Genomic DNA, 17,946 nt, shown 5'->3' with positions numbered 1-17,946 from the left:
CGCTGGACCATGACCCAAACCACCCGCAAGAACACCCCCGCGGGCCAGCCTTCCGGGACGGACACGGCAGGCTCGGCGCACGGCATCACCGCCAAAGGACTGAAGGGCGGGCAGCTGGGCCTCCTCGCCGTCGTCGTTCTTGGCATTTCCACCATCGCGCCGGCGTACACGCTGACCAGCGCCCTCGGCCCCACGGTGAATGAGGCGGGGCTCCAGCTGCCCGTCATTTTCCTGATCGGGTTCATCCCCATGATCCTGGTGTCGCTCGCCTACCGGGAACTGAACGCCGATTCCCCGGACAGCGGCACCACGTTCACCTGGGTCACCAAAGCGTTTGGCCCGTGGGTGGGCTGGATGGGCGGCTGGGGACTGCTCGCCGCCAACATCATCGTCCTGTCCAACCTGGCGGGCGTGGCGGTGGACTTCTTCTATCTCTTCCTGTCGCAGCTGACGGGGGCGCCTGAACTCGCGGACCTCGCGGCCAACAAGCCGTTGAACGTCCTGACGTGCTTCGTTTTTGTGGCCCTCGCCGTGTGGGTGAGCTACCGCGGCCTGCACACCACCAAGCTGGTCCAGTACGGACTCGTCGGATTCCAGCTGCTGGTCCTGGGACTTTTTGTGGGCATGGCGTTCGCGAACTGGTCCACGTCGGAAACGGCCATCCCGTTCAGCTGGGAGTGGTTCGACGTCACCAGGATCGAGACGTTCGGGCAGATCGCCGCCGGAATTTCACTGTCGATCTTTGTCTACTGGGGCTGGGACGTGTGCCTGACGGTGAATGAGGAAACCGCCAACGGCAAAAAGACCGCGGGCCTCGCCGGCACGCTGACCGCCGTCGTGGTTCTGGGGATCTACCTGCTGGTGAGCATCGCCACCATGATGTTCGCCGGCGTCGGCGATACGGGGATTGGCCTGAACAACGCTGAGAACCACGAGAACCTCTTCACGGCGCTTGCGTCACCGATCATGGGGCCGTTCGCCATCCTGATGTCGCTCGCCGTGCTGTCCAGTTCGGCCGCGTCCCTGCAGTCCACGTTCACCTCGCCGTCGCGGAGCCTGCTGGCCATGGCCCACTATGGTGCGCTGCCCGCCCCGTTCAGCCACATCAGCAAGCGCTTCTCGACGCCGGGCTTCGCAACAGTGGCGGCGGGCGTCCTGTCCGCCGGGTTCTACGCAGTGATGCACGTGATCAGCGAAAACGTCCTGAACGACACCATCCTGGCTCTCGGCCTGATGATCTGCTTCTACTACGGACTGACCGCCATCGCCTGCGCCTGGTACTTCCGGAACAGCGTGTTCAGCAGCCTCCGGAACTTCGTACTGCGGCTCCTGTGCCCGGTGCTGGGCGGTGTGGGTCTGTTTGTGGTTTTCCTGCAGACAGCCGTGGACAGCTGGGCGCCGGAGTTCGGCAGCGGCTCCGAGGTCTTCGGCGTTGGGCTGGTGTTTGTACTGGGCATCGGGATCCTGGCGCTCGGGGCGGTGCTGATGGTGATCATGGCACGCCTCAGCCCCGGTTTCTTCCGCGGCGAAACCATCCGCCGGGACACACCTGCGCTGGTGGTCCCGGAGTAGTTGCCCCAACCACAGCATGGCGCCCTGCCCGGAAAGTCTCCGGAGCAGGGCGCCGTTCTTTGGTTTTCCTGATCTTGTCTCAACTGCGGTTCAGCGGCGAACCAACGGTCACCAGAAGTGCGCTACATCCACCACCAGGCGCGATCCGGATCCGGGGCCGTCCAGGGTGAACACCCGGAACGGGAGCCGGGCACGAACGCCCAGGCCGATGCTGGTGTAGCCCTCAAAGCTGCCCGCGTAGGCAACCTGCCGGAAGGTCTGGTATCCCGATACGTCGGACAGTTCGGCCTTTGCCGCCGGGCTGTACGTGACGTTGTAATTGCTGTCGTAGGACGGCGCGTTCACAGTTGCCTGGAGGAATGCCGAGCCGAGCAGCGGGATTTCAAAACCTGAACCGTCCTGGACCACGGTCGGAACGTACTGGACCGTGTAGCCGGCCACCGGGCCGTTGAGGTCAACCACCATCCGGTCGAAGCAGTAGTGCTGCCCCGTCCTGACGTTGGTGACGGATGCGGTGCTCATGGCCGGGTCTGTTTCGGCCAGCGATCCCCAGACGAGCCCGCAATAGGATGTGGTTGCCGAGGCGGGCCCCGGAGCCAGGAAACCCAATCCAACAGCCATCAATATGACTGTCAGCCACGTATGAATCTTTTTCATTGTGGGCCACCCTTCGAGTGATTAGGTAGCTCAAGCGTAGGAGTCTCCGGGGCCCTTCAACAGGGTTGTTGCCGCTTCGGCGCGGAACCGTTAACCGAACCCGGTTCCGGTCACGCGGGCGTAATTCTTCAGCACTTTTCGGGGCCATCGAAACGCTATTAACGCCGTTTCTGCACCCTGCCGTTATGCATAATAACGACGCCGGCGCACCCCACCGTAGTGCCGGCGTCGGGCGTTCAGCCCTCGCACTCGATGCAGTACTTCAGGCCGTTCTTTTCGCGCGCAACCTGTGACCGGTGGCGGACCAGGAAGCATGATGCGCAGGTGAATTCATCGGACTGTTCAGGAACAACAATGACGGTCAGTTCTTCGCCGGAGAGATCGGCTCCGGGCAGGTCGATGCCTTCGGCGGTGTCGGTCTCCTCGACGTCGATGACTGCGGTCTGGGCATTGCCGCTGCGGGATGCCTGCAGCGCTTCCAGCGACTCGGCAGATGCCTCGTCGTCAGACTTGCGTGGAGCGTCGTAATCGGTAGCCATGGCATGTTCACTTTCGTCGCTGCACGGCACCATTTCAGGCACCTCAGTGAAGCAGTTTAGGTCATTATGCCGCTTCTTGGGCAATAGTGTGGCCGACCAGACAGATTTCGTTGCTTCGCCCTCTGCAGACGGGGTAATTGATGCAACCTTGACGGTATCCAGGGGCCAAATCTGAGAAGGCGCCTGCAGGATGGATTCGCGGGCCGCTGGGGTCTGCAAAACCCACCCGAGGACGCCGCCATGGAGACTGTACTGTCCCTGCCCCCGGCCGACGTGACACGCTCATCCACTGTTCACCCCACGAGGCGGGCGGCCCGCGCCGCTTCCGCTCCAGACCAGGCCATCCCCGCATCACGTGGCCTGCGCGTGGTGGTGCTGGTACCCGCTTACAACGAGGCCGGCTCGATCGGGGCAACCCTCGATGGCCTCATGCTCCAGTCCCGTCCCGCGGACCTCATCGTGGTCATCCCCAACGGCTGCACCGATGCAACGGCCTGGGAAGCGCGGAAGTACCCGGTGACCACCATGGAGCTTCCCCGATTGCAGCACCGCAAATCCGAAGCCCTGAACCGGGCCTGGGCAAAGTACGCCTACGACGCCGACGTGGTCATCTGCCTCGACGCGGACACGGTCTTGCCCCCGAACGCCGTCGAAGCCTGGTCCCGGGAGTTCAGTGCGGATACGGGCGCGCTCCTCGGTGGCTCGTCGTCGAAATTCACGATGCAAGACCCCGGATTCCTGAGCCGGCTGCAGAAGGCCGAGTTCGCCACGTGGACCGATACGGCACTGAGGAGAGGCCGGACCAGTGTCCTGGCAGGAACCGGCTGCGCCATCAACAACACCGTCCTCCGCCAGATCGCGGCCCGGGACGACCGCGAAGGGCCGTGGGTCTACACCTCGCAGGTCGAGGACTTCGAACTGACTTATCGCATCCGCGAACTGGGCTACATCTGCCAGGTTTCCCCGGATGTCCGCGCCTACACCGACTCGATGAAGACAGTCAAAGCATTGTGGGGCCAGCGGATGAAATGGCAGGTGGGCACGGTGGAAGACCTGCTGGGCCTGGGAATCAACCGGCTGACCCTGCGCGACTGGGGCCAGCAGGCCATGGGGCTGCTGGGCGTGTTCCTGAAGCTCCTGTGGATCGCCGTCATTGCCCTCTCACTCACCTTGGGAGTGTTTCGCGTCGTCCTGTTCTGGTGGCTGGTGCCAATCCTGTTCGTGGCGCTGGACATCAAACGGGCGCTTCGGATTCCGCACCGCGACTGGAAGGACGTCCTACTGGCGGCCACGTTCTTCCCGCAGGAATTGTTCATGTGGCTGCGGTCCGGGTGGTTTTTGGCCTCCTGGTGCGCGGTCCTGACTGCAAAGATCACCCGGCGGCGGATAGACCGTTGGGAAGCGCAATACACGGCAGAGGAAATCAACTAACAAATGTACGGAACGAATACCGCCCTGCCCGCTTCCGGAGCGGCCTTGGGCGCAACCGGATTGGCCTACACCGGGCTGGACGTCATGGCTGCCCTGCTGACCGCGTTCGGCGTGATGCTCATAGGGATGGCCCTGCTGGGACTGGTCCGCGGGGACAAAAAGGCGCGCCCCTGACCACCGCGAGATTGCGCATTGGGTCAGGGGGTCCGGCGCGCCTCGAGTGCGGACTTGAAAGCGGAGGCTGAGGTGACGCTGCTGTTGATGCGCCAGTCGGTCTCCTTCTGGAGATGGAACCAGACGAAGCCCACCACATCGGGCTGGGCGGCCAGATAGGACACGAGCTGTGTGTTCCAGGCAGCCTTGTTGCCGCCTGCTTCGCTGGAAGCCGTCTCGCTGATCAGGATGGGAACTCCCGGCGCCAGGGCACGCAACTGGGCTATGCCCGGAGCGAAAAGATCCTGCGGCGATATCCAGCCGCTCCATGAGGCGGAGGTGCCCCAGTTGTACCCGTCGAGGGCTACAACATCCACGTATCCGACGCCGGGAAAGAGACCGGCGAGATCGGTGGAACCGTAGTAGGGAACATTCGGGCTCCAGACCCAGGACACGTTGCCGGCGCCGGTGGCAGCAACGACGTCGTGAACGTGGCGCCAGGCACTCGCGTAGTCACCGGCCTGATTTCCGTTGACGCCTTCGGCCCACGGATACCAGTTTCCGTTCATCTCATGGGCGAACCTGAGCTGGACCGGGTAGCCCCAGGCAGTGAGTGCCTGGCCCCACTGCGTGATGTGGGCGTCAAAGTCACCGGCGGCAATTCGGTCCAGGGAGTAGGCCGGCTGTTCCGAGCCGCCGCCCCAGGCCCAGGGTTCCCAGGTAATGAGCGGAACGGCGCCTCGTGCCCGGACGGCGTTCATTTCTGTGATGGGGGGCGCCTGGAGGAAGTCCTTATAGAAAAGAATGCTGGAGGGGCTTTCGCCGGCCAGCTGCGACACTTCATCCAGTTCGCCGCTGGCCAGCGGGCCGCCGGCTGTGGCCACCCCGAACCGAAGCGCGGCCGTACTGACCGGAGGGAGCGCCGGGGCCGGCGCCGTCACCGTGAACACGGACGAGGCCTGGATGGAAGAGGTCTTGGCCGTGATGGTCAGTGATCCCTGAGCTGTGGAAGGGATGGTGATCGGGGTACTGAAAGCACCCGAGGCCGCCGTTTTGAAGGGAAAAGTCGTGGCACCGGCAATGACCGTCCCCGTGGTGGAGGCTTTGAACCCCGTTCCGCTGACGGTGACCGCGGAACCTGCCGGCCCAGTGGCCGGGCTGAGGGAAATCCGGCCTGTGGCAGGCGCTGCCTGGGCTGCCTGGGCTGGCATCAGTCCCAAAGCGAGGCCCACGCCGACCACTGCCGCGATGGATTTCAAAATTCTGAGCATGGCGATCGGTCCCCGCAATCGGCAAGGCGGATGGAAATCCGCCGGTCAGGTGGTGCCTAGCGGCACTTTCCTGATCCTAAGGGCTTGGCGCCGAAACCAGCCCGGGTTTTTTCGAATATTTTCTGACGAACTCACGGCCCCCAAAGGGGCCCGACCCGGATCGATGCTCCGTAACCGCCCGTTTGGACGCTCTGAACGGCGGTTACGGAGCAATCGATGGTGGGTGCCGGGCGGCGGGGGCAGCAATAGTTCGGCCGGACAAAGCCATAACTGGAGCCTCCTGTCGGATTCGAACCGACGACCCCCGCTTTACAAGAGCGGTGCTCTGGCCAACTGAGCTAAGGAGGCGCGCCCCTTACAGGGCGTGCGCCGCAATGGCGCTAGATAAGGTTAGCCCAAGTCCGCCCGCTCGTAAAAACGCCGGCCAGGCCTACCCGGAGCAAAAGTGAGGACCTGCTTCCGGAATCTATCCGGAAGCAGGTCCTCTGCGAGGAAGAGGGCCCTAGCCCTTCGCGGTGATCGCTGCCTGCAGGAAGTCCGGGAACGGGGTCTGCGCGCTGGCACCCTTGCCCCACTGCTGGCCGTCCACGAACACGGTGGGCGTGCCCGTGACGCCAATGGCGGCGGCCTGCTTGGTTGTGAACTTCACGAACGGACGGTAGGTCTTCTCATTGATGCAGGTGTCAATGTTCTTGGCGCCGATGTCCGTGGCCATGGTCTTGAGCTTGTCGTCAGGAAGTCCGGCGCTGCCTTCCGCAGGCTGGTTGGCGAACAGCGCGTCCACAAACTCCGCGTACTTTTCCGGAGACTCATTCACAACGCATGCGGCAGCGTTGGCTGCACGGGAGGAGTAGTTCGTGGAGGACCGGCTGTCCAGGAACCCGAGTGCCCGGTATTCCACTGAGATCTTGCCCTCGTTGCGCAGCGCCGTCAGCTGCTCGTTGTACTGGGTCTCGAAGTTCTTGCAGACCGGGCAGATGAAGTCAACGTACAGGACCACCTTGACCGGTTTGCCGGCCTCAGCCTCAGCGCCCGGCGCCACAACCGATGCCGGTGCGGTTTCCGGGGGCTCACCCACGGCGGCAGCGTCAACGGTGGCTGGTTCCACCTTCGCGACGTCGGTATTGGCCAGCAAGGTGATGCCGCCGTTGGCGTTTCCGTTGGCCGGCGTCGGACCCTGGTCAGCGATAGGGGCGTTCTGCCGCATCGTTGTGGTCACCACCAGGCCCACCACCACAAGGATGGCCACCACGGCCACCACAATGCCCCAGCCGATCAGCAGCTTGTTGCGCTTGTCCTTCTTCAGCTGCGCCTCTCGGATCAGGCGTGCCTTCTCGCGCGCCTCCGAGGTTCGTTCAGCCTTGGACTTGCGTATTTCATTTGCGGGGCTCATGTGTTCCTTGGGTCGATCGACATATGGGGACCACTCTGTGGCGACTCCACCATTTTAGGGGACAAACCTGAGAGCTTGCGCTTTCAAGTATTCAGCCCGAATAACCAACGGACGAATAGCCGCGAAGATTCCATCCTATTAAGGTGGCTTAAAGGCACAAGCAACCCCAGGGGGCCGCAATGCAAACATCCGTCCAAGAAAAACCATCAGCTGTACCTGCCGCCGGCGCCGCCGAGAGCAGCGACAGCACAGCCGCCACGTACGATTTTATGGTCGTCTCCAACAGGCTGCCGGTGGACCGCTGCGCGCCAGGTGAGAGCGGCGATGACGGCTCCGGCTGGCGCCGCTCCCCCGGCGGCCTGGTGACTGCCCTCGCACCCATGATGACCAAGACCGATGGCGCGTGGGTGGGCTGGCATGGCGCCCCGGACGAGACCGTCGAGCCTTTCAGTCACGGCGGCATGGATCTGGTCCCCGTCCAGCTGAGCAACGACGACGTCGAGCTCTACTACGAGGGTTTCTCCAACGCCACCTTGTGGCCCCTCTACCACGACGTCATCGCCCCGCCGGAGTTCCACCGGACCTGGTGGGACGCCTACCGCAAGGTCAACCAAAGGTTCGCCGACGCCGTCGTACGCCATGCCGGCCAGGGCGCCACGGTGTGGGTGCAGGACTACCAGCTGCAGCTGGTGCCGCGCCTGCTGCGCCAGGCGCGGCCGGACCTGCGGATCGGTTTCTTCAACCACATCCCCTTCCCCCCGCCGGAAATCTTCGCGCAGCTGCCGTGGCGGCACGCCATCATCGACGGCCTGATGGGCGCTGACCTGGTGGGCTTCCAGCGCCCCAGCGACGCCGGCAACTTCATGCGCTCCGCCCGCCGGTTCCTGGGCGCCAGCGTCAAGCAGCAGCAAGTGCACGTCAAGGGTAAAAACGGCGAAATCACGCACATCGCCAGGGCCCAGGCCTTCCCGATCTCGATCGACGTCGCCCAGATCAGCGAACTGGCCCACAACCCCGAGATCATCGAGCGCGCACGCCAGATCCGCCAGGACCTCGGCAACCCCAAGACCATCCTCCTGGGCGTGGACCGGCTGGATTACACCAAAGGCATCCGGCACCGGCTCAAGGCCTTTGAGGAGCTCCTGAACGAAGGCAAGCTGACGGTCGGCGATGCAACGCTGATCCAGGTTGCCAGCCCCAGCCGCGAACGGGTGGAGCAATACCGCCTCCTGCGCGAGGAAATCGAAGGTACCGTCGGCCACATCAACGGCACCTACGACACCATCCAGAACACGGCCGTCCGCTACCTCCACCACAGCTACCCCGTGGAGGAGATGGTGGCGTTGTACCTCGCCGCCGACGTTATGCTCGTGACCGCACTGCGGGACGGCATGAACCTCGTGGCCAAGGAATACGTCACCGCCCGCAAGGACAATGACGGCGCCCTGGTCCTCAGCGAGTTCGCCGGCGCTGCGGACCAGCTCAAGCAGGCGCTGCTGATGAACCCGCACGACATCGACGGCCTCAAGGACACCATCATGCGGGCCGTCGATTTGCCTCCCAAAGACGCCGCGCGCCGTATGCGCTCCATGCGCAAGCAGATCCTGGATCACGACGTCGACCACTGGTCAGCTGACTTCCTGGCCGCCCTGAACGAGAAAGTTGTGCGCGATGACTCCTAACGCCAGCCCCGCAAAGGGCCCGCTCGCCTTGTCCCCCGAACTCCGGCAGGCCGCCCGGCGCATCGCCCAGACGGAACACCTGCTGGTGGCCATGGACTTCGACGGCACCATTTCCCCGCTGGTTGACCGCGCGGACCAAGCCCGCCCCCTTCCGCGCTCTGCCGCCGCTTTCGCCGGGCTCGCCGCCCTTCCACGTACGACGACGGCACTCATCTCAGGGCGGGCCCTCGCCAGCCTGCGCGCGGTCGCCTCGCCGCCGGTGGACACACTGCTGATCGGCAGCCATGGCGCCGAGGCGTGGCTGGGCCCCGGCTCCGCTGAACTGACGCTGGACGAAGCCCAGCGCCGGCTGCTGGCCGAAGTCCGCGGCCTTCTCGAGGAGATCGTCGAGCAGGCACCGGGCACGCTGCTCGAAGACAAGCCCGCCGGCGTGGTCCTCCATACCCGGCTGGCCACGGACGATGTTGCCGAGGACGCGGTAGCCGCGGCACGTTCAGTTCTCCAAGACCGCAAGGGCGTTTTCCTGAAGAACGGCAAGCGTGTCCTGGAAACATCGGTGGTCAACGCCTCCAAGGGTGAGGGCCTGACCTTCCTGCGCCAGATCACCGGGGCCACAGCCGTCCTCTTCGCCGGTGACGACGTCACGGACGAAGACGCCCTGGGACGCTTGGAATCCGGCGATGTGGGCGTCAAAGTGGGCCTGGACTTCACCCAGGCCGAGTTCCGGGTGGACGCGCCGGCCCACGTGGCGGAACTGCTCGAAGCGCTCCTGCAGGAACGGAGCCTGGTGGTAGCCGAAGAAGTGCCCGGCACCGACTAATCCCCGGGGACATGTCCAAGCTCACATGTGACCTCCGTAACATTTGCACCAATACGCCAATCGTCTGACATACTCTTGTTTGTGATGTGGCGCACAGGAACCGTGCGGCGTCACGTGATACTCCTCGGCCTTCGGCCGGGGAGTACACGGCTGCAATGCCGTGGATAACTGAATTACATGAACCATTCACAACGGATCGTCCGGCACGTACCTGCCGGTGAAGGGATTGATAACTGTGGCTACAGTTACTTTTGATAACGCTACGCGTCTGTACCCGGGCACAGAGAAGCCCGCTGTTGACAAGCTCAACATTGAAATCGCCGATGGCGAATTTCTGGTCCTCGTAGGACCCTCCGGTTGCGGTAAGTCCACCTCCCTGCGCATGCTCGCAGGCCTTGAGGACGTCAACGCCGGCCGCATTCTTATTGGCGACCGCGATGTCACCGATGTTCCGCCGAAGGACCGCGACATCGCGATGGTTTTCCAGAACTACGCGCTGTACCCGCACATGACGGTTGCGGACAACATGGGCTTCGCACTGAAGATCGCCGGCGTTTCGAAGGAAGAGCGCGCCGAGCGTGTCCGTGAAGCCGCCAAGCTTCTTGACCTCGAGCCGTACCTGGACCGCAAGCCGAAGGCACTCTCCGGTGGCCAGCGCCAGCGTGTTGCCATGGGCCGCGCCATCGTGCGTAACCCGCAGGTGTTCCTCATGGATGAGCCGCTTTCCAACCTGGATGCCAAGCTCCGTGTCCAGACGCGTACGCAGATCGCATCGCTGACCCGCCGCCTCGGCGTCACTACCGTTTACGTGACCCACGACCAGGTCGAGGCCATGACCATGGGTGACCGCGTGGCTGTGCTGAAGGACGGCCTGCTGATGCAGGTTGACACCCCGCGCAACCTCTACGACAAGCCCAAGAACGTCTTTGTTGCCGGCTTCATCGGCTCCCCCGCCATGAACCTGCTCGAACTGCCCGTGGTCGACGGCGGCGTCCAGTTTGGCGGAACGGTTTACCCCGTGCCGCGCAACATCCTCGAAGAGGCCCACGGCAGCACCGTCACCCTGGGCAGCCGCCCCGAGGACCTCGAGCAGGCCTCCCACGGTGAAGGTCTCCAGGTTGAGGTCGACGTTGTTGAAGAACTCGGCGCCGACGCCTATGTCTACGGCCACACGACGCTGGACGGCAAGGACCACGACATCGTGGCACGCGTCGACGGCCGCCGCCCTCCGCTGAAGGGCGACACCATCTACGTCCGTCCGCAGTCGGGCCACGTGCACCTGTTCGACACCAAGACCGGTCTGCGCCTGGGCGACTAGTCCCCACCGGCGCCCTAACCTCGCTCCGCTTCGGCCAGGGAACCCTGCCGGCGTGGGCCCACCACCGGCGCCCTAACCAACCGACGGCGGCCCTCCTGACTGGACGGGCCGCCGTCGGCGTTTAAGCCGATGTTTAGGCCAGCAGCCCCTCTGTACGAAAGAATTGATCCATGACCGATGAAAACAGCGCACAGTGGCACGACGAGCCCACGGACTACGCGCAGGTCGGCAAGCTGCCGCGGTTCGAGGCAGCTAGCGCCAAGGATGACAAGGTCCTTGCCGCTTCCAGCTCACTGAACATCACGGCGGCGTCCGCGGATCCCGAACTCCTGGACCTGCCCTGGCACATCGCCCTGGAGGACTGGCCGGCCGAGAACCTCGCAGCGCTCCCCCGCGGCATCTCGCGGCATATCGTGCGTTTCGCGCACCTGGGCGGCTCCGTCATCGCCATCAAGGAAACGTCCGAGCATGTGGCCCGCCATGAATACCACATGCTCCGCAAGCTGGCGCGCCTGGACGTCCCGTGTGTTGTCCCGGTAGCCGTCATCACGGGCCGGACCACCCTGGATGGACGGCCGCTGAACCCCGTGCTGGTCACCCGCCACCTGAAGTTCTCCATGCCGTACCGGGCCCTGTTCTCGCAGATGCTCCGCAAGGACACCCTGACCAGGCTCATCGATGCCCAGGCCCTGCTGATGGTCCGGCTGCACCTCATCGGCTTCTACTGGGGCGACGTCTCGCTCTCCAATACTCTCTTCCGCCGCGACGCGGGCGCCTTCGCGGCCTACCTGGTGGATGCCGAAACCGGCGAGCTGTATCCCGATCTTTCCACCGGCCAGCGCGAGTACGATCTTGAGATTGCCCGGGTCAACATCGCCGGTGAGCTGATGGACCTCCTGGACGGCGGCCTGATCGAGGAGAAGGTGGACCCGGTGGCCACCAGCGAACTCATTATGGAGAGCTACCGCCGCCTGTGGACGGAACTGACCGAGAAGGAATCCTTCGAGATCGGCGAACGATGGCGCGTGGCCGCCCGGATCCGGAAGCTCAACGAGCTGGGGTTCGACGTCGAGGAATACGCCATCAAGACCACCCAGAACGGCTCCACCATCCAGCTCCAGCCCAAGGTGGTGGACGCGGGCCATCACCAGCGCCGGCTGCTGCGCCTGACCGGACTGGACGCCCAGGAGAACCAGGCCCGGCGCCTGCTCAATGATATGGATTCCTTCCGGGCGGACAACAACCCGGGGATGGACGAGGAATACAGTGCGCACCTCTGGGTCAGCCAGGTCTTCGAGCCCATTGTGCGTTCAATCCCCCGCGACCTGTCCCGCAAGCTTGAGCCGGCGGAGGCGGTCCACGAGGTGCTGGAGCACCGCTGGTACATGTCCGAGGAGCAGGCCCGCCACATTCCGCTGGCCGAGGCAGTGCAGTCCTACATCGAGTCCGTCCTGCGCCACCGCCGGGACGAGGCCGCCATCATGCTCAACCCGGACACAGCCATGCTGAAGATCCTCGAAGTGGAAACCGAGGAGTCCCGCTACGGTGCCGATGAAAGCACCGAAGGGTACCCGGACGTCGACGACTGACACGGAGCAGGACCGGCCGCGGTGGCAGCACGGTTGTGTTAACACACCCCAACTAGGTAGCAGTAACTGTCGTTATGAGCGCTCATAACGACAGTTACTGCTACCTAGTTTCGTGGCAGGCGCCGGCGCTTAGATGGCCTTGCCCGGATTCAGGATGCCTGCCGGGTCAAAGAGCTCCTTGACTCTGCGCTGGAGCTCCCTGACGGGTTCCGGCTGCTCCAGGCCCAGCCAGCGCAGTTTGTACTGCCCGATCCCGTGCTCTCCGGTGATGGTGCCACCCATGTCGAGGGCAGCTTCGATGGAGGCGTCCAAGGCAAGGTTCAGCCGGCCCATGGCGTCAGCGTCCACCGCGCTGTCCTGGCGGTCGATCCAGAACGTGGGGTGCAGGTTGCCGTCCCCGGCGTGCGCCACCACTTTCAGGCTCACGCCGTGCGTTGCCGCGAGGCCTTCCAACGCCGCCACGTAATCCACCAGGCGTGAACGCGGCACGGCCACGTCCTCGCCTACGCGGTATTCGTCATCCACTTCGGCACCCCGGCTGTTCCGGCGGAGCTCCACAAGCTGCTCGGCCTCCTCCGTGGATTCCGTGCTCACCGATGCCCCGCCGGCGGCGAGGACGGAACGCACGACGTCGGCCTCCGCCGCTGCCCCGAACCCGTCAGTCTGGATGAGGAGCAGCGAACGGCCGCGTGAACTCAGGTCGGAGCCGTGGAGGTCATCCAGCTGGGCCAGCGTGCCGCCGTCGAGCAGTTCCATGATGGCCGGCTGCACCCGGGCCCGGCCCACCGCCAGGACGCCCGCAGCGGCCTGCCTGAAGTCTGGGTAGAACGCGGCGATGGTGTGCACATCACGGGGCAGGTACTTGAGCCTGACGGTCGCTCCCACCACGATCCCCAGGGTGCCCTCGGAACCGACAAACAGCCCCGTCAGGTCGTAGCCCGCAACGCCTTTGAAGGTCTGGTGGCCGGTGTGGATGAGGGATCCGTCTGCCAGCACCACATCAAGCGCCAGCACTGAGTCCCGGGTAACGCCGTACTTGGCGCAGCGCAGTCCCCCGGCGTTCGTGGCAACGTTGCCGCCGATCGTGGAGGTACGGAAGCTTGCGGGATCCGGCGCGTACATCAGGCCGTGCTCAGCGGCGGCCTCGTTGAGGGCCGCGTTGACCACGCCGGGTTCGACGACGGCGGTCTCGTCGTCCGGGTTCAGGTCAAGAATGCGGTTCATCCGTTCCAGCGACAGGACTACGCAGTTCCTGCTCGCGTGCGCGCCGCCGGAAACGCCGGTTCCCGCTCCGCGGGCCACTACCGCAACGTTGTGGACGGCACAGAGCCTGACCACGGCTTGCACGTCCGTGACTGACGCGGCGAAGACCACCGCTACGGGGAGCTGGAAATCCAGGACGGGGGCCTGGTCCACGGCGTACCTCGCGAGCAATCCCGCCTCGGTACTGATCTGCCCTGACCCGAGGGTGCCCTCAAGCTCTTCAACCAAGCCGCCCACGCAGCCTCCCGCCCCGTCGTCGCAATTGTTGTTACCAGTGTAGGACCGCGGATCGTTACGCTACTGCGCAGTAGTATGTCTCCGGCACTGTCTGCAAACGTTTCCACAGGTCATACGCATACGCGCCCTGCATGTGCGGCAGGGCCCTCGTAATCGATATGGAAGCGTTTGCAGTATCACGCTTGTTTGGGTCTAGGCTGTCCTCCATGTCCGTAGATACAGCGTTTACCGCCACCGCCCCACTGATGGGCCGGCTGTCCCTTATCCACGATGCCGACAACGCCCCCGGCTGGTGGCGCTCGGCCGTCATCTACCAGGTGTACCCGCGGTCCTTCCGAGACCTCAACGGCGACGGCATCGGCGATCTCGCGGGGATTACTGCGGAACTTCCGCAGCTGGCCGAGCTGGATGTGGACGCCGTCTGGCTGTCCCCCTTCTACAAATCGCCGCAGCGCGATGCCGGCTATGACGTCAGCGATTACTGCGACGTGGATCCGATTTTCGGCACCCTGGGCGACTTTGACGTCATGATTGCCGAGGCCAACCGCTTGGGACTTCGGGTCATCGTGGACCTGGTGCCCAACCACTGCTCGGACCAGCACGTGGCTTTCCAGGCAGCCCTGGCCTCCCCTGCAGGGAGCCCTGAACGCGACATGTTCATCTTCCGGGACGGCGCCGGCCCCGAGGGCCACGAACCGCCTAACAACTGGCAGTCCCACTTCGGCGGCCCGGCCTGGACCCGGGTCACCGGTCCGGACGGCCAGCCAGACCAGTGGTACCTGCATCTGTTTGATTCCTCCCAGCCGGATTTCAACTGGGATAACCCCGCCGTGCACGCCGAATTTGAGCGGGTGCTCCGTTTCTGGCTGGACCGCGGTGTCTCCGGCTTCAGGGTGGACGTGGCGCACGCTTTAGTCAAGGCGCCGGGATTGCCTGGCTGGGGCGGCCGTGCCGACGGCGGAAGCTCGGACGGTTTCCCCGGCCATGAGGCTCCGATGTTCGGCCAACCGGCCCTCCACGACATCTTCAGGGCCTGGCGGCTGATCCTGGACGGGTACGGGCCGGACCGCATTCTGTGCGCCGAAGCCAATGTGGACCCGCTCCCGCGCCTCGCCGACTGGGTGAGGTCCGATGAAATGCACCAGGCGTTCAATTTCCCCTACCTGCACGCCGGCCTAGACGTTTACCGGCTGCGCAGTGTCATTACGGACTCGCTGACCGCCCTTGACGCCGTGGGAGCGCCCAGCACGTGGGTGCTGTCCAACCACGACGTGGTCCGCCATTCCAGCCGATTCGGTTACAACGGGCATGGCCCCCGCGATGGCGACGGCATCGGACCGGCCGATCCGCAGCCGGACACAGCCCTAGGACGCCGGCGTGCCGCCGCCGCGTCATTGTTCATGCTGGGACTGCCTGGAGCCGCCTACCTGTACCAGGGTGAGGAGCTCGGGCTGCCGGATGGCATCGATATTCCGGAGCACCTGCGGCAGGATCCTACGTTTGCCCGCACGGGAGGCGCCCGGCTGGGCCGCGACGGCTGCCGGGTTCCCCTCCCCTGGCGGAGTGGAGAACGGCATCTGGGCTTTGGCTCCGGCCAGGATCCCTGGCTTCCCTTGCCGGCGGACTTCACGGAGCTGGCACGCGACACACAAGCCGCGTCGCCGTCGTCGCATCTTTCCCTGTACCGGAACATGCTGGCCCTGCGCCGTGAACTGGGTTTGGGCAGCGGGTCACTGGCCTGGGCAGAAGACTGGTGCAGCGGTTCGTCCCTCGCGTACCTCAACGGCGATACGCTGGTGATCATGAACCTCAACCACGAACCCCTGGAAATGCCGGCAGGCAGCGTCCTCGTCCGCAGCGCCGGCTTCGGCTCTGACTCCGGCTCGGATGCAGCCCACTTCCTGGCTTCCGGAGAAACCGCGTGGCTGCGGATAGGCGGAGGCGACGCAGCATAGTGGGACTTGCTGGCCTCAAGGACGTTGCCGACCGTGCCGGGCTGTCGATCGCCACTGTGTCGCGGGCGCTGAGCGGCAAAGCGAATGTGTCGGCCAAGAGCCGGCAGCTGGCAAAGGCAGCAGCCGACGAACTGGGCTTCGTCCCGTCCTACCATGCGTCCAGCCTGGCCTCAGGCCGCAGCCACAACGTGGGGCTGGTGGTCCCGTCCATCCACCGCTGGTACTTTTCGTCCGTCCTGGAGGGCGTGTCCGGCACCTTGCTCGACGCCGGCTACGACCTCACCCTGTACAACGTGGGTGACCGGCCGGAACGCCGCCGCAGCGTCCTGAGCGACTTCCTGCTCCGTAAGCGGCTGGACGCGGTCATCGCCGTGGCACTCGTCCTGAGCGAAGCTGAAATCAAGCAGCTGCTGGCCATCCGCCGTCCGATCGTGGGCATCGGCGGCGCCCTGGCCGGTGCGTCCACCATCAGGATTGATGATGCCCGCCTCGCCCGGACCGCCACCGAGCACCTCCTCGGGCTGGGCCACACCCGGATCGCGCACCTCACCGGTGATGCCGAACTGAACCAGGACTTCAAACTGCCGGGGATACGCCGGGCCGGCTTTGAGGCAGCAATGCAGGCCGCAGGGCATCCTGTCCGCCCCGAATGGGTAGTGTCAGCGGACTTCACTATCCAAGGCGCCTACGCAACTGCCCGCAAGCTCCTGGCCGCCGCGGCAGGGCGGCCCACAGCAATTTTTGCCGCCTCCGATGAAATGGCCATCGGCGCCATCCAGGCCGCCCGCGACTTCGGCCTGCGTGTACCGCAGGATCTCTCCGTGATCGGCATGGACGGGCACGAACTCGGTGAGGTCTTTGGGCTGACCACCATCAACCAGGATGCGCGCGGCCAAGGCGTTCTGGCGGCCCGCATGCTGTTGGAAACGCTCGACGCCGGCGGGAAGCGGCCTGCCAAGGGCACCTCACCCACGGCGGCGGCCACCGACCGGGAGTACCCCACAGAGTTCCTGGTCCGGAACAGCACGGCTGTACCGCCAGCCTGACCTTCAGGCTTGAGCTTCCCCGCCCATGAACCGCACGAAACGGTCCAGCACCTTCGGCCAACCGGCAGCATAGTCGGCGCGCGTGGCGCCAGGCTCCTCCGCACCTTCCCAGCCATTGTGGACCAGGCGAAGCTCCGTCCCGGATTTAACCGCCCTGAACGCGACCCGCAGCTCAGTGGACCAGATAGCAGTGGTCCCGGGGTGCCAGGATGCGTGGAACGAAAGGGGCGGCTGCCAGTCATCTATGGAGCCCCAGACGGCAGTCCTGCCGTCGTCAGCCGTTTCCACGATGAGGCTTTCTTCAAACTCAACGTAAGACCCTACACCGTACACACCGTGAGCCTCCAGTGGCCACCACAAGTGCGTGTGATCCGTGAACCCGGCGAACGCCTGAGCCACTGGCCCCGGCACGATGACGGTGCAGATAACAGGCTCCAGGCTTTCTGGAGGCTCAACGGAGCCGGGGAGGGTGTGGTCCGCGTGGCTGAAAAGGTTATCCATGGACGTCAACTCTACGCGGCTCCACAGGGGTGCCGGACTGGTCCTGGTTCCGGGGTGTTTTGGTGTTGGTGGTACGTTGGCTGGCGCGTCGGTCCCGGGGCATCAATGCGCAAACACAGCCGAAGGCCGAACCCGCTCAGATCGGTCAACGGCGCACCTGCTAGCGCAGGTGGAGCACGCGGTTGCCCTGAATCACCACGTCGGAATCTTCCAACAGGTGCTGGGCGTGGACCGACCCGAAGTAACGCTTGCCGGACCCGAACACCACAGGTGCGACGTCCATGCGCACCTCGTCGACCAGGCCCGCGGCTAGCACCTGGCCACCGACGTCGCCGGCGTCGAGCCCCGACGAAACTGATGAGAGGTGGTGGCGTCGCTGCGGGTGTGGTGGTTCGGAATGCCGGTTAAAAAGGGAGAGCCCCTCAACCTGGTGGTTGGGGGGCTCTCGACCTGTAATGATGTTCCGGCGGTGACCTACTCTCCCACACCCTCCCGGGTGCAGTACCATCGGCGCTGTGG

Annotated in this window: 15 protein-coding genes, 1 tRNA gene and 1 pseudogene; 9 read left to right on the top strand and 8 right to left on the bottom strand. The window is 64.7% G+C overall.

The window, feature by feature from the left end:
- Window positions 1-9 precede the first annotated feature (9 nt).
- Window positions 10-1,572 (top strand): APC family permease, encoded by a 1,563-nt coding sequence (locus ACZY0Q_RS10010; RefSeq protein ID WP_463916339.1) that lies wholly within the window; start codon window positions 10-12, stop codon window positions 1,570-1,572.
- Window positions 1,573-1,680: 108 nt separating this feature from the next.
- Here ACZY0Q_RS10010 and ACZY0Q_RS10005 read toward each other — a convergent pair whose 3' ends face one another.
- Both ACZY0Q_RS10005 and ACZY0Q_RS10000 read right to left on the bottom strand, forming a co-directional pair.
- Window positions 1,681-2,229, bottom strand: a complete 549-nt coding sequence (locus ACZY0Q_RS10005) for an AMIN-like domain-containing (lipo)protein (RefSeq protein WP_463916338.1) — start codon at window positions 2,227-2,229, stop codon at window positions 1,681-1,683.
- A 236-nt stretch (window positions 2,230-2,465) separates the two neighbouring features.
- A complete protein-coding gene (locus ACZY0Q_RS10000) occupies window positions 2,466-2,768 on the bottom strand; it encodes a DUF4193 domain-containing protein (protein ID WP_463916337.1) in 303 nt (100 codons plus the stop codon).
- A gap of 240 nt (window positions 2,769-3,008) precedes the next feature.
- On the opposite strand from ACZY0Q_RS10000, the gene ACZY0Q_RS09995 reads away from it, so the two are divergent.
- Both ACZY0Q_RS09995 and ACZY0Q_RS09990 read left to right on the top strand, forming a co-directional pair.
- Entirely contained in the window at window positions 3,009-4,199 is a 1,191-nt protein-coding gene (locus tag ACZY0Q_RS09995; RefSeq protein WP_463916336.1) for a glycosyltransferase family 2 protein, read from the top strand.
- 3 nt (window positions 4,200-4,202) lie between these two features.
- Entirely contained in the window at window positions 4,203-4,373 is a 171-nt protein-coding gene (locus tag ACZY0Q_RS09990; protein WP_463916334.1) for a hypothetical protein, read from the top strand.
- 23 nt (window positions 4,374-4,396) lie between these two features.
- Here the strand turns inward: ACZY0Q_RS09990 and ACZY0Q_RS09985 are convergent, their stop codons facing one another.
- The 3 genes from ACZY0Q_RS09985 to ACZY0Q_RS09975 all read right to left on the bottom strand — a co-directional run bounded on the left by ACZY0Q_RS09985 (window position 4,397) and on the right by ACZY0Q_RS09975 (window position 7,016).
- Entirely contained in the window at window positions 4,397-5,623 is a 1,227-nt protein-coding gene (locus tag ACZY0Q_RS09985) for a glycosyl hydrolase (protein WP_463916332.1), read from the bottom strand.
- 271 nt (window positions 5,624-5,894) lie between these two features.
- Window positions 5,895-5,971 (bottom strand) — tRNA-Thr (locus tag ACZY0Q_RS09980).
- Between the two features lie 154 nt (window positions 5,972-6,125).
- Window positions 6,126-7,016, bottom strand: coding sequence for a DsbA family protein (locus ACZY0Q_RS09975; protein ID WP_463916330.1), 891 nt, complete (start codon window positions 7,014-7,016; stop codon window positions 6,126-6,128).
- A 179-nt stretch (window positions 7,017-7,195) separates the two neighbouring features.
- On the opposite strand from ACZY0Q_RS09975, the gene ACZY0Q_RS09970 reads away from it, so the two are divergent.
- The 4 genes from ACZY0Q_RS09970 to ACZY0Q_RS09955 all read left to right on the top strand — a co-directional run bounded on the left by ACZY0Q_RS09970 (window position 7,196) and on the right by ACZY0Q_RS09955 (window position 12,425).
- Entirely contained in the window at window positions 7,196-8,698 is a 1,503-nt protein-coding gene (locus ACZY0Q_RS09970) for an alpha,alpha-trehalose-phosphate synthase (UDP-forming) (protein ID WP_463916328.1), read from the top strand.
- Window positions 8,688-9,518: a trehalose-phosphatase gene (gene otsB / locus ACZY0Q_RS09965; RefSeq protein ID WP_463916327.1), complete on the top strand. Its 831-nt coding sequence runs from the start codon at window positions 8,688-8,690 to the stop codon at window positions 9,516-9,518. Before ACZY0Q_RS09970 ends, otsB begins: the two co-directional genes overlap by 11 nt.
- A gap of 235 nt (window positions 9,519-9,753) precedes the next feature.
- Entirely contained in the window at window positions 9,754-10,836 is a 1,083-nt protein-coding gene (locus tag ACZY0Q_RS09960) for an ABC transporter ATP-binding protein (protein WP_056346563.1), read from the top strand.
- A 170-nt stretch (window positions 10,837-11,006) separates the two neighbouring features.
- Window positions 11,007-12,425, top strand: a complete 1,419-nt coding sequence (locus ACZY0Q_RS09955) for a DUF4032 domain-containing protein (protein WP_463916325.1) — start codon at window positions 11,007-11,009, stop codon at window positions 12,423-12,425.
- A gap of 129 nt (window positions 12,426-12,554) precedes the next feature.
- On the opposite strand, the gene ACZY0Q_RS09950 is transcribed toward ACZY0Q_RS09955, so the two are convergent.
- The gene (locus ACZY0Q_RS09950; RefSeq protein ID WP_463916324.1) at window positions 12,555-13,925 is read right to left on the bottom strand and encodes an FAD-binding oxidoreductase; all 1,371 of its coding nucleotides are present in this window, start codon (window positions 13,923-13,925) and stop codon (window positions 12,555-12,557) included.
- 206 nt (window positions 13,926-14,131) lie between these two features.
- On the opposite strand from ACZY0Q_RS09950, the gene ACZY0Q_RS09945 reads away from it, so the two are divergent.
- A complete protein-coding gene (locus ACZY0Q_RS09945) occupies window positions 14,132-15,880 on the top strand; it encodes a glycoside hydrolase family 13 protein (RefSeq protein ID WP_463916322.1) in 1,749 nt (582 codons plus the stop codon).
- Window positions 15,880-16,926 carry a LacI family DNA-binding transcriptional regulator gene (locus ACZY0Q_RS09940; protein ID WP_463916321.1) on the top strand — a complete coding sequence of 349 codons (1,047 nt, stop codon included), beginning with the start codon at window positions 15,880-15,882 and terminating at the stop codon, window positions 16,924-16,926. Before ACZY0Q_RS09945 ends, ACZY0Q_RS09940 begins: the two co-directional genes overlap by 1 nt.
- 3 nt (window positions 16,927-16,929) lie before the next feature.
- On the opposite strand, the gene ACZY0Q_RS09935 is transcribed toward ACZY0Q_RS09940, so the two are convergent.
- Together ACZY0Q_RS09935 and ACZY0Q_RS09930 are read right to left on the bottom strand one after the other, a co-directional pair.
- Window positions 16,930-17,427, bottom strand: coding sequence for an SRPBCC domain-containing protein (locus ACZY0Q_RS09935; RefSeq protein ID WP_463916319.1), 498 nt, complete (start codon window positions 17,425-17,427; stop codon window positions 16,930-16,932).
- A 160-nt stretch (window positions 17,428-17,587) separates the two neighbouring features.
- Window positions 17,588-17,764, bottom strand: a pseudogene (locus ACZY0Q_RS09930) (dihydrofolate reductase family protein); the annotation flags it as partial.
- Window positions 17,765-17,946: the final 182 nt, after the last annotated feature.

This window comes from Pseudarthrobacter lactosi (genome assembly GCF_055412785.1).
This window is presented reverse-complemented; position numbering and strand designations above follow the sequence as displayed.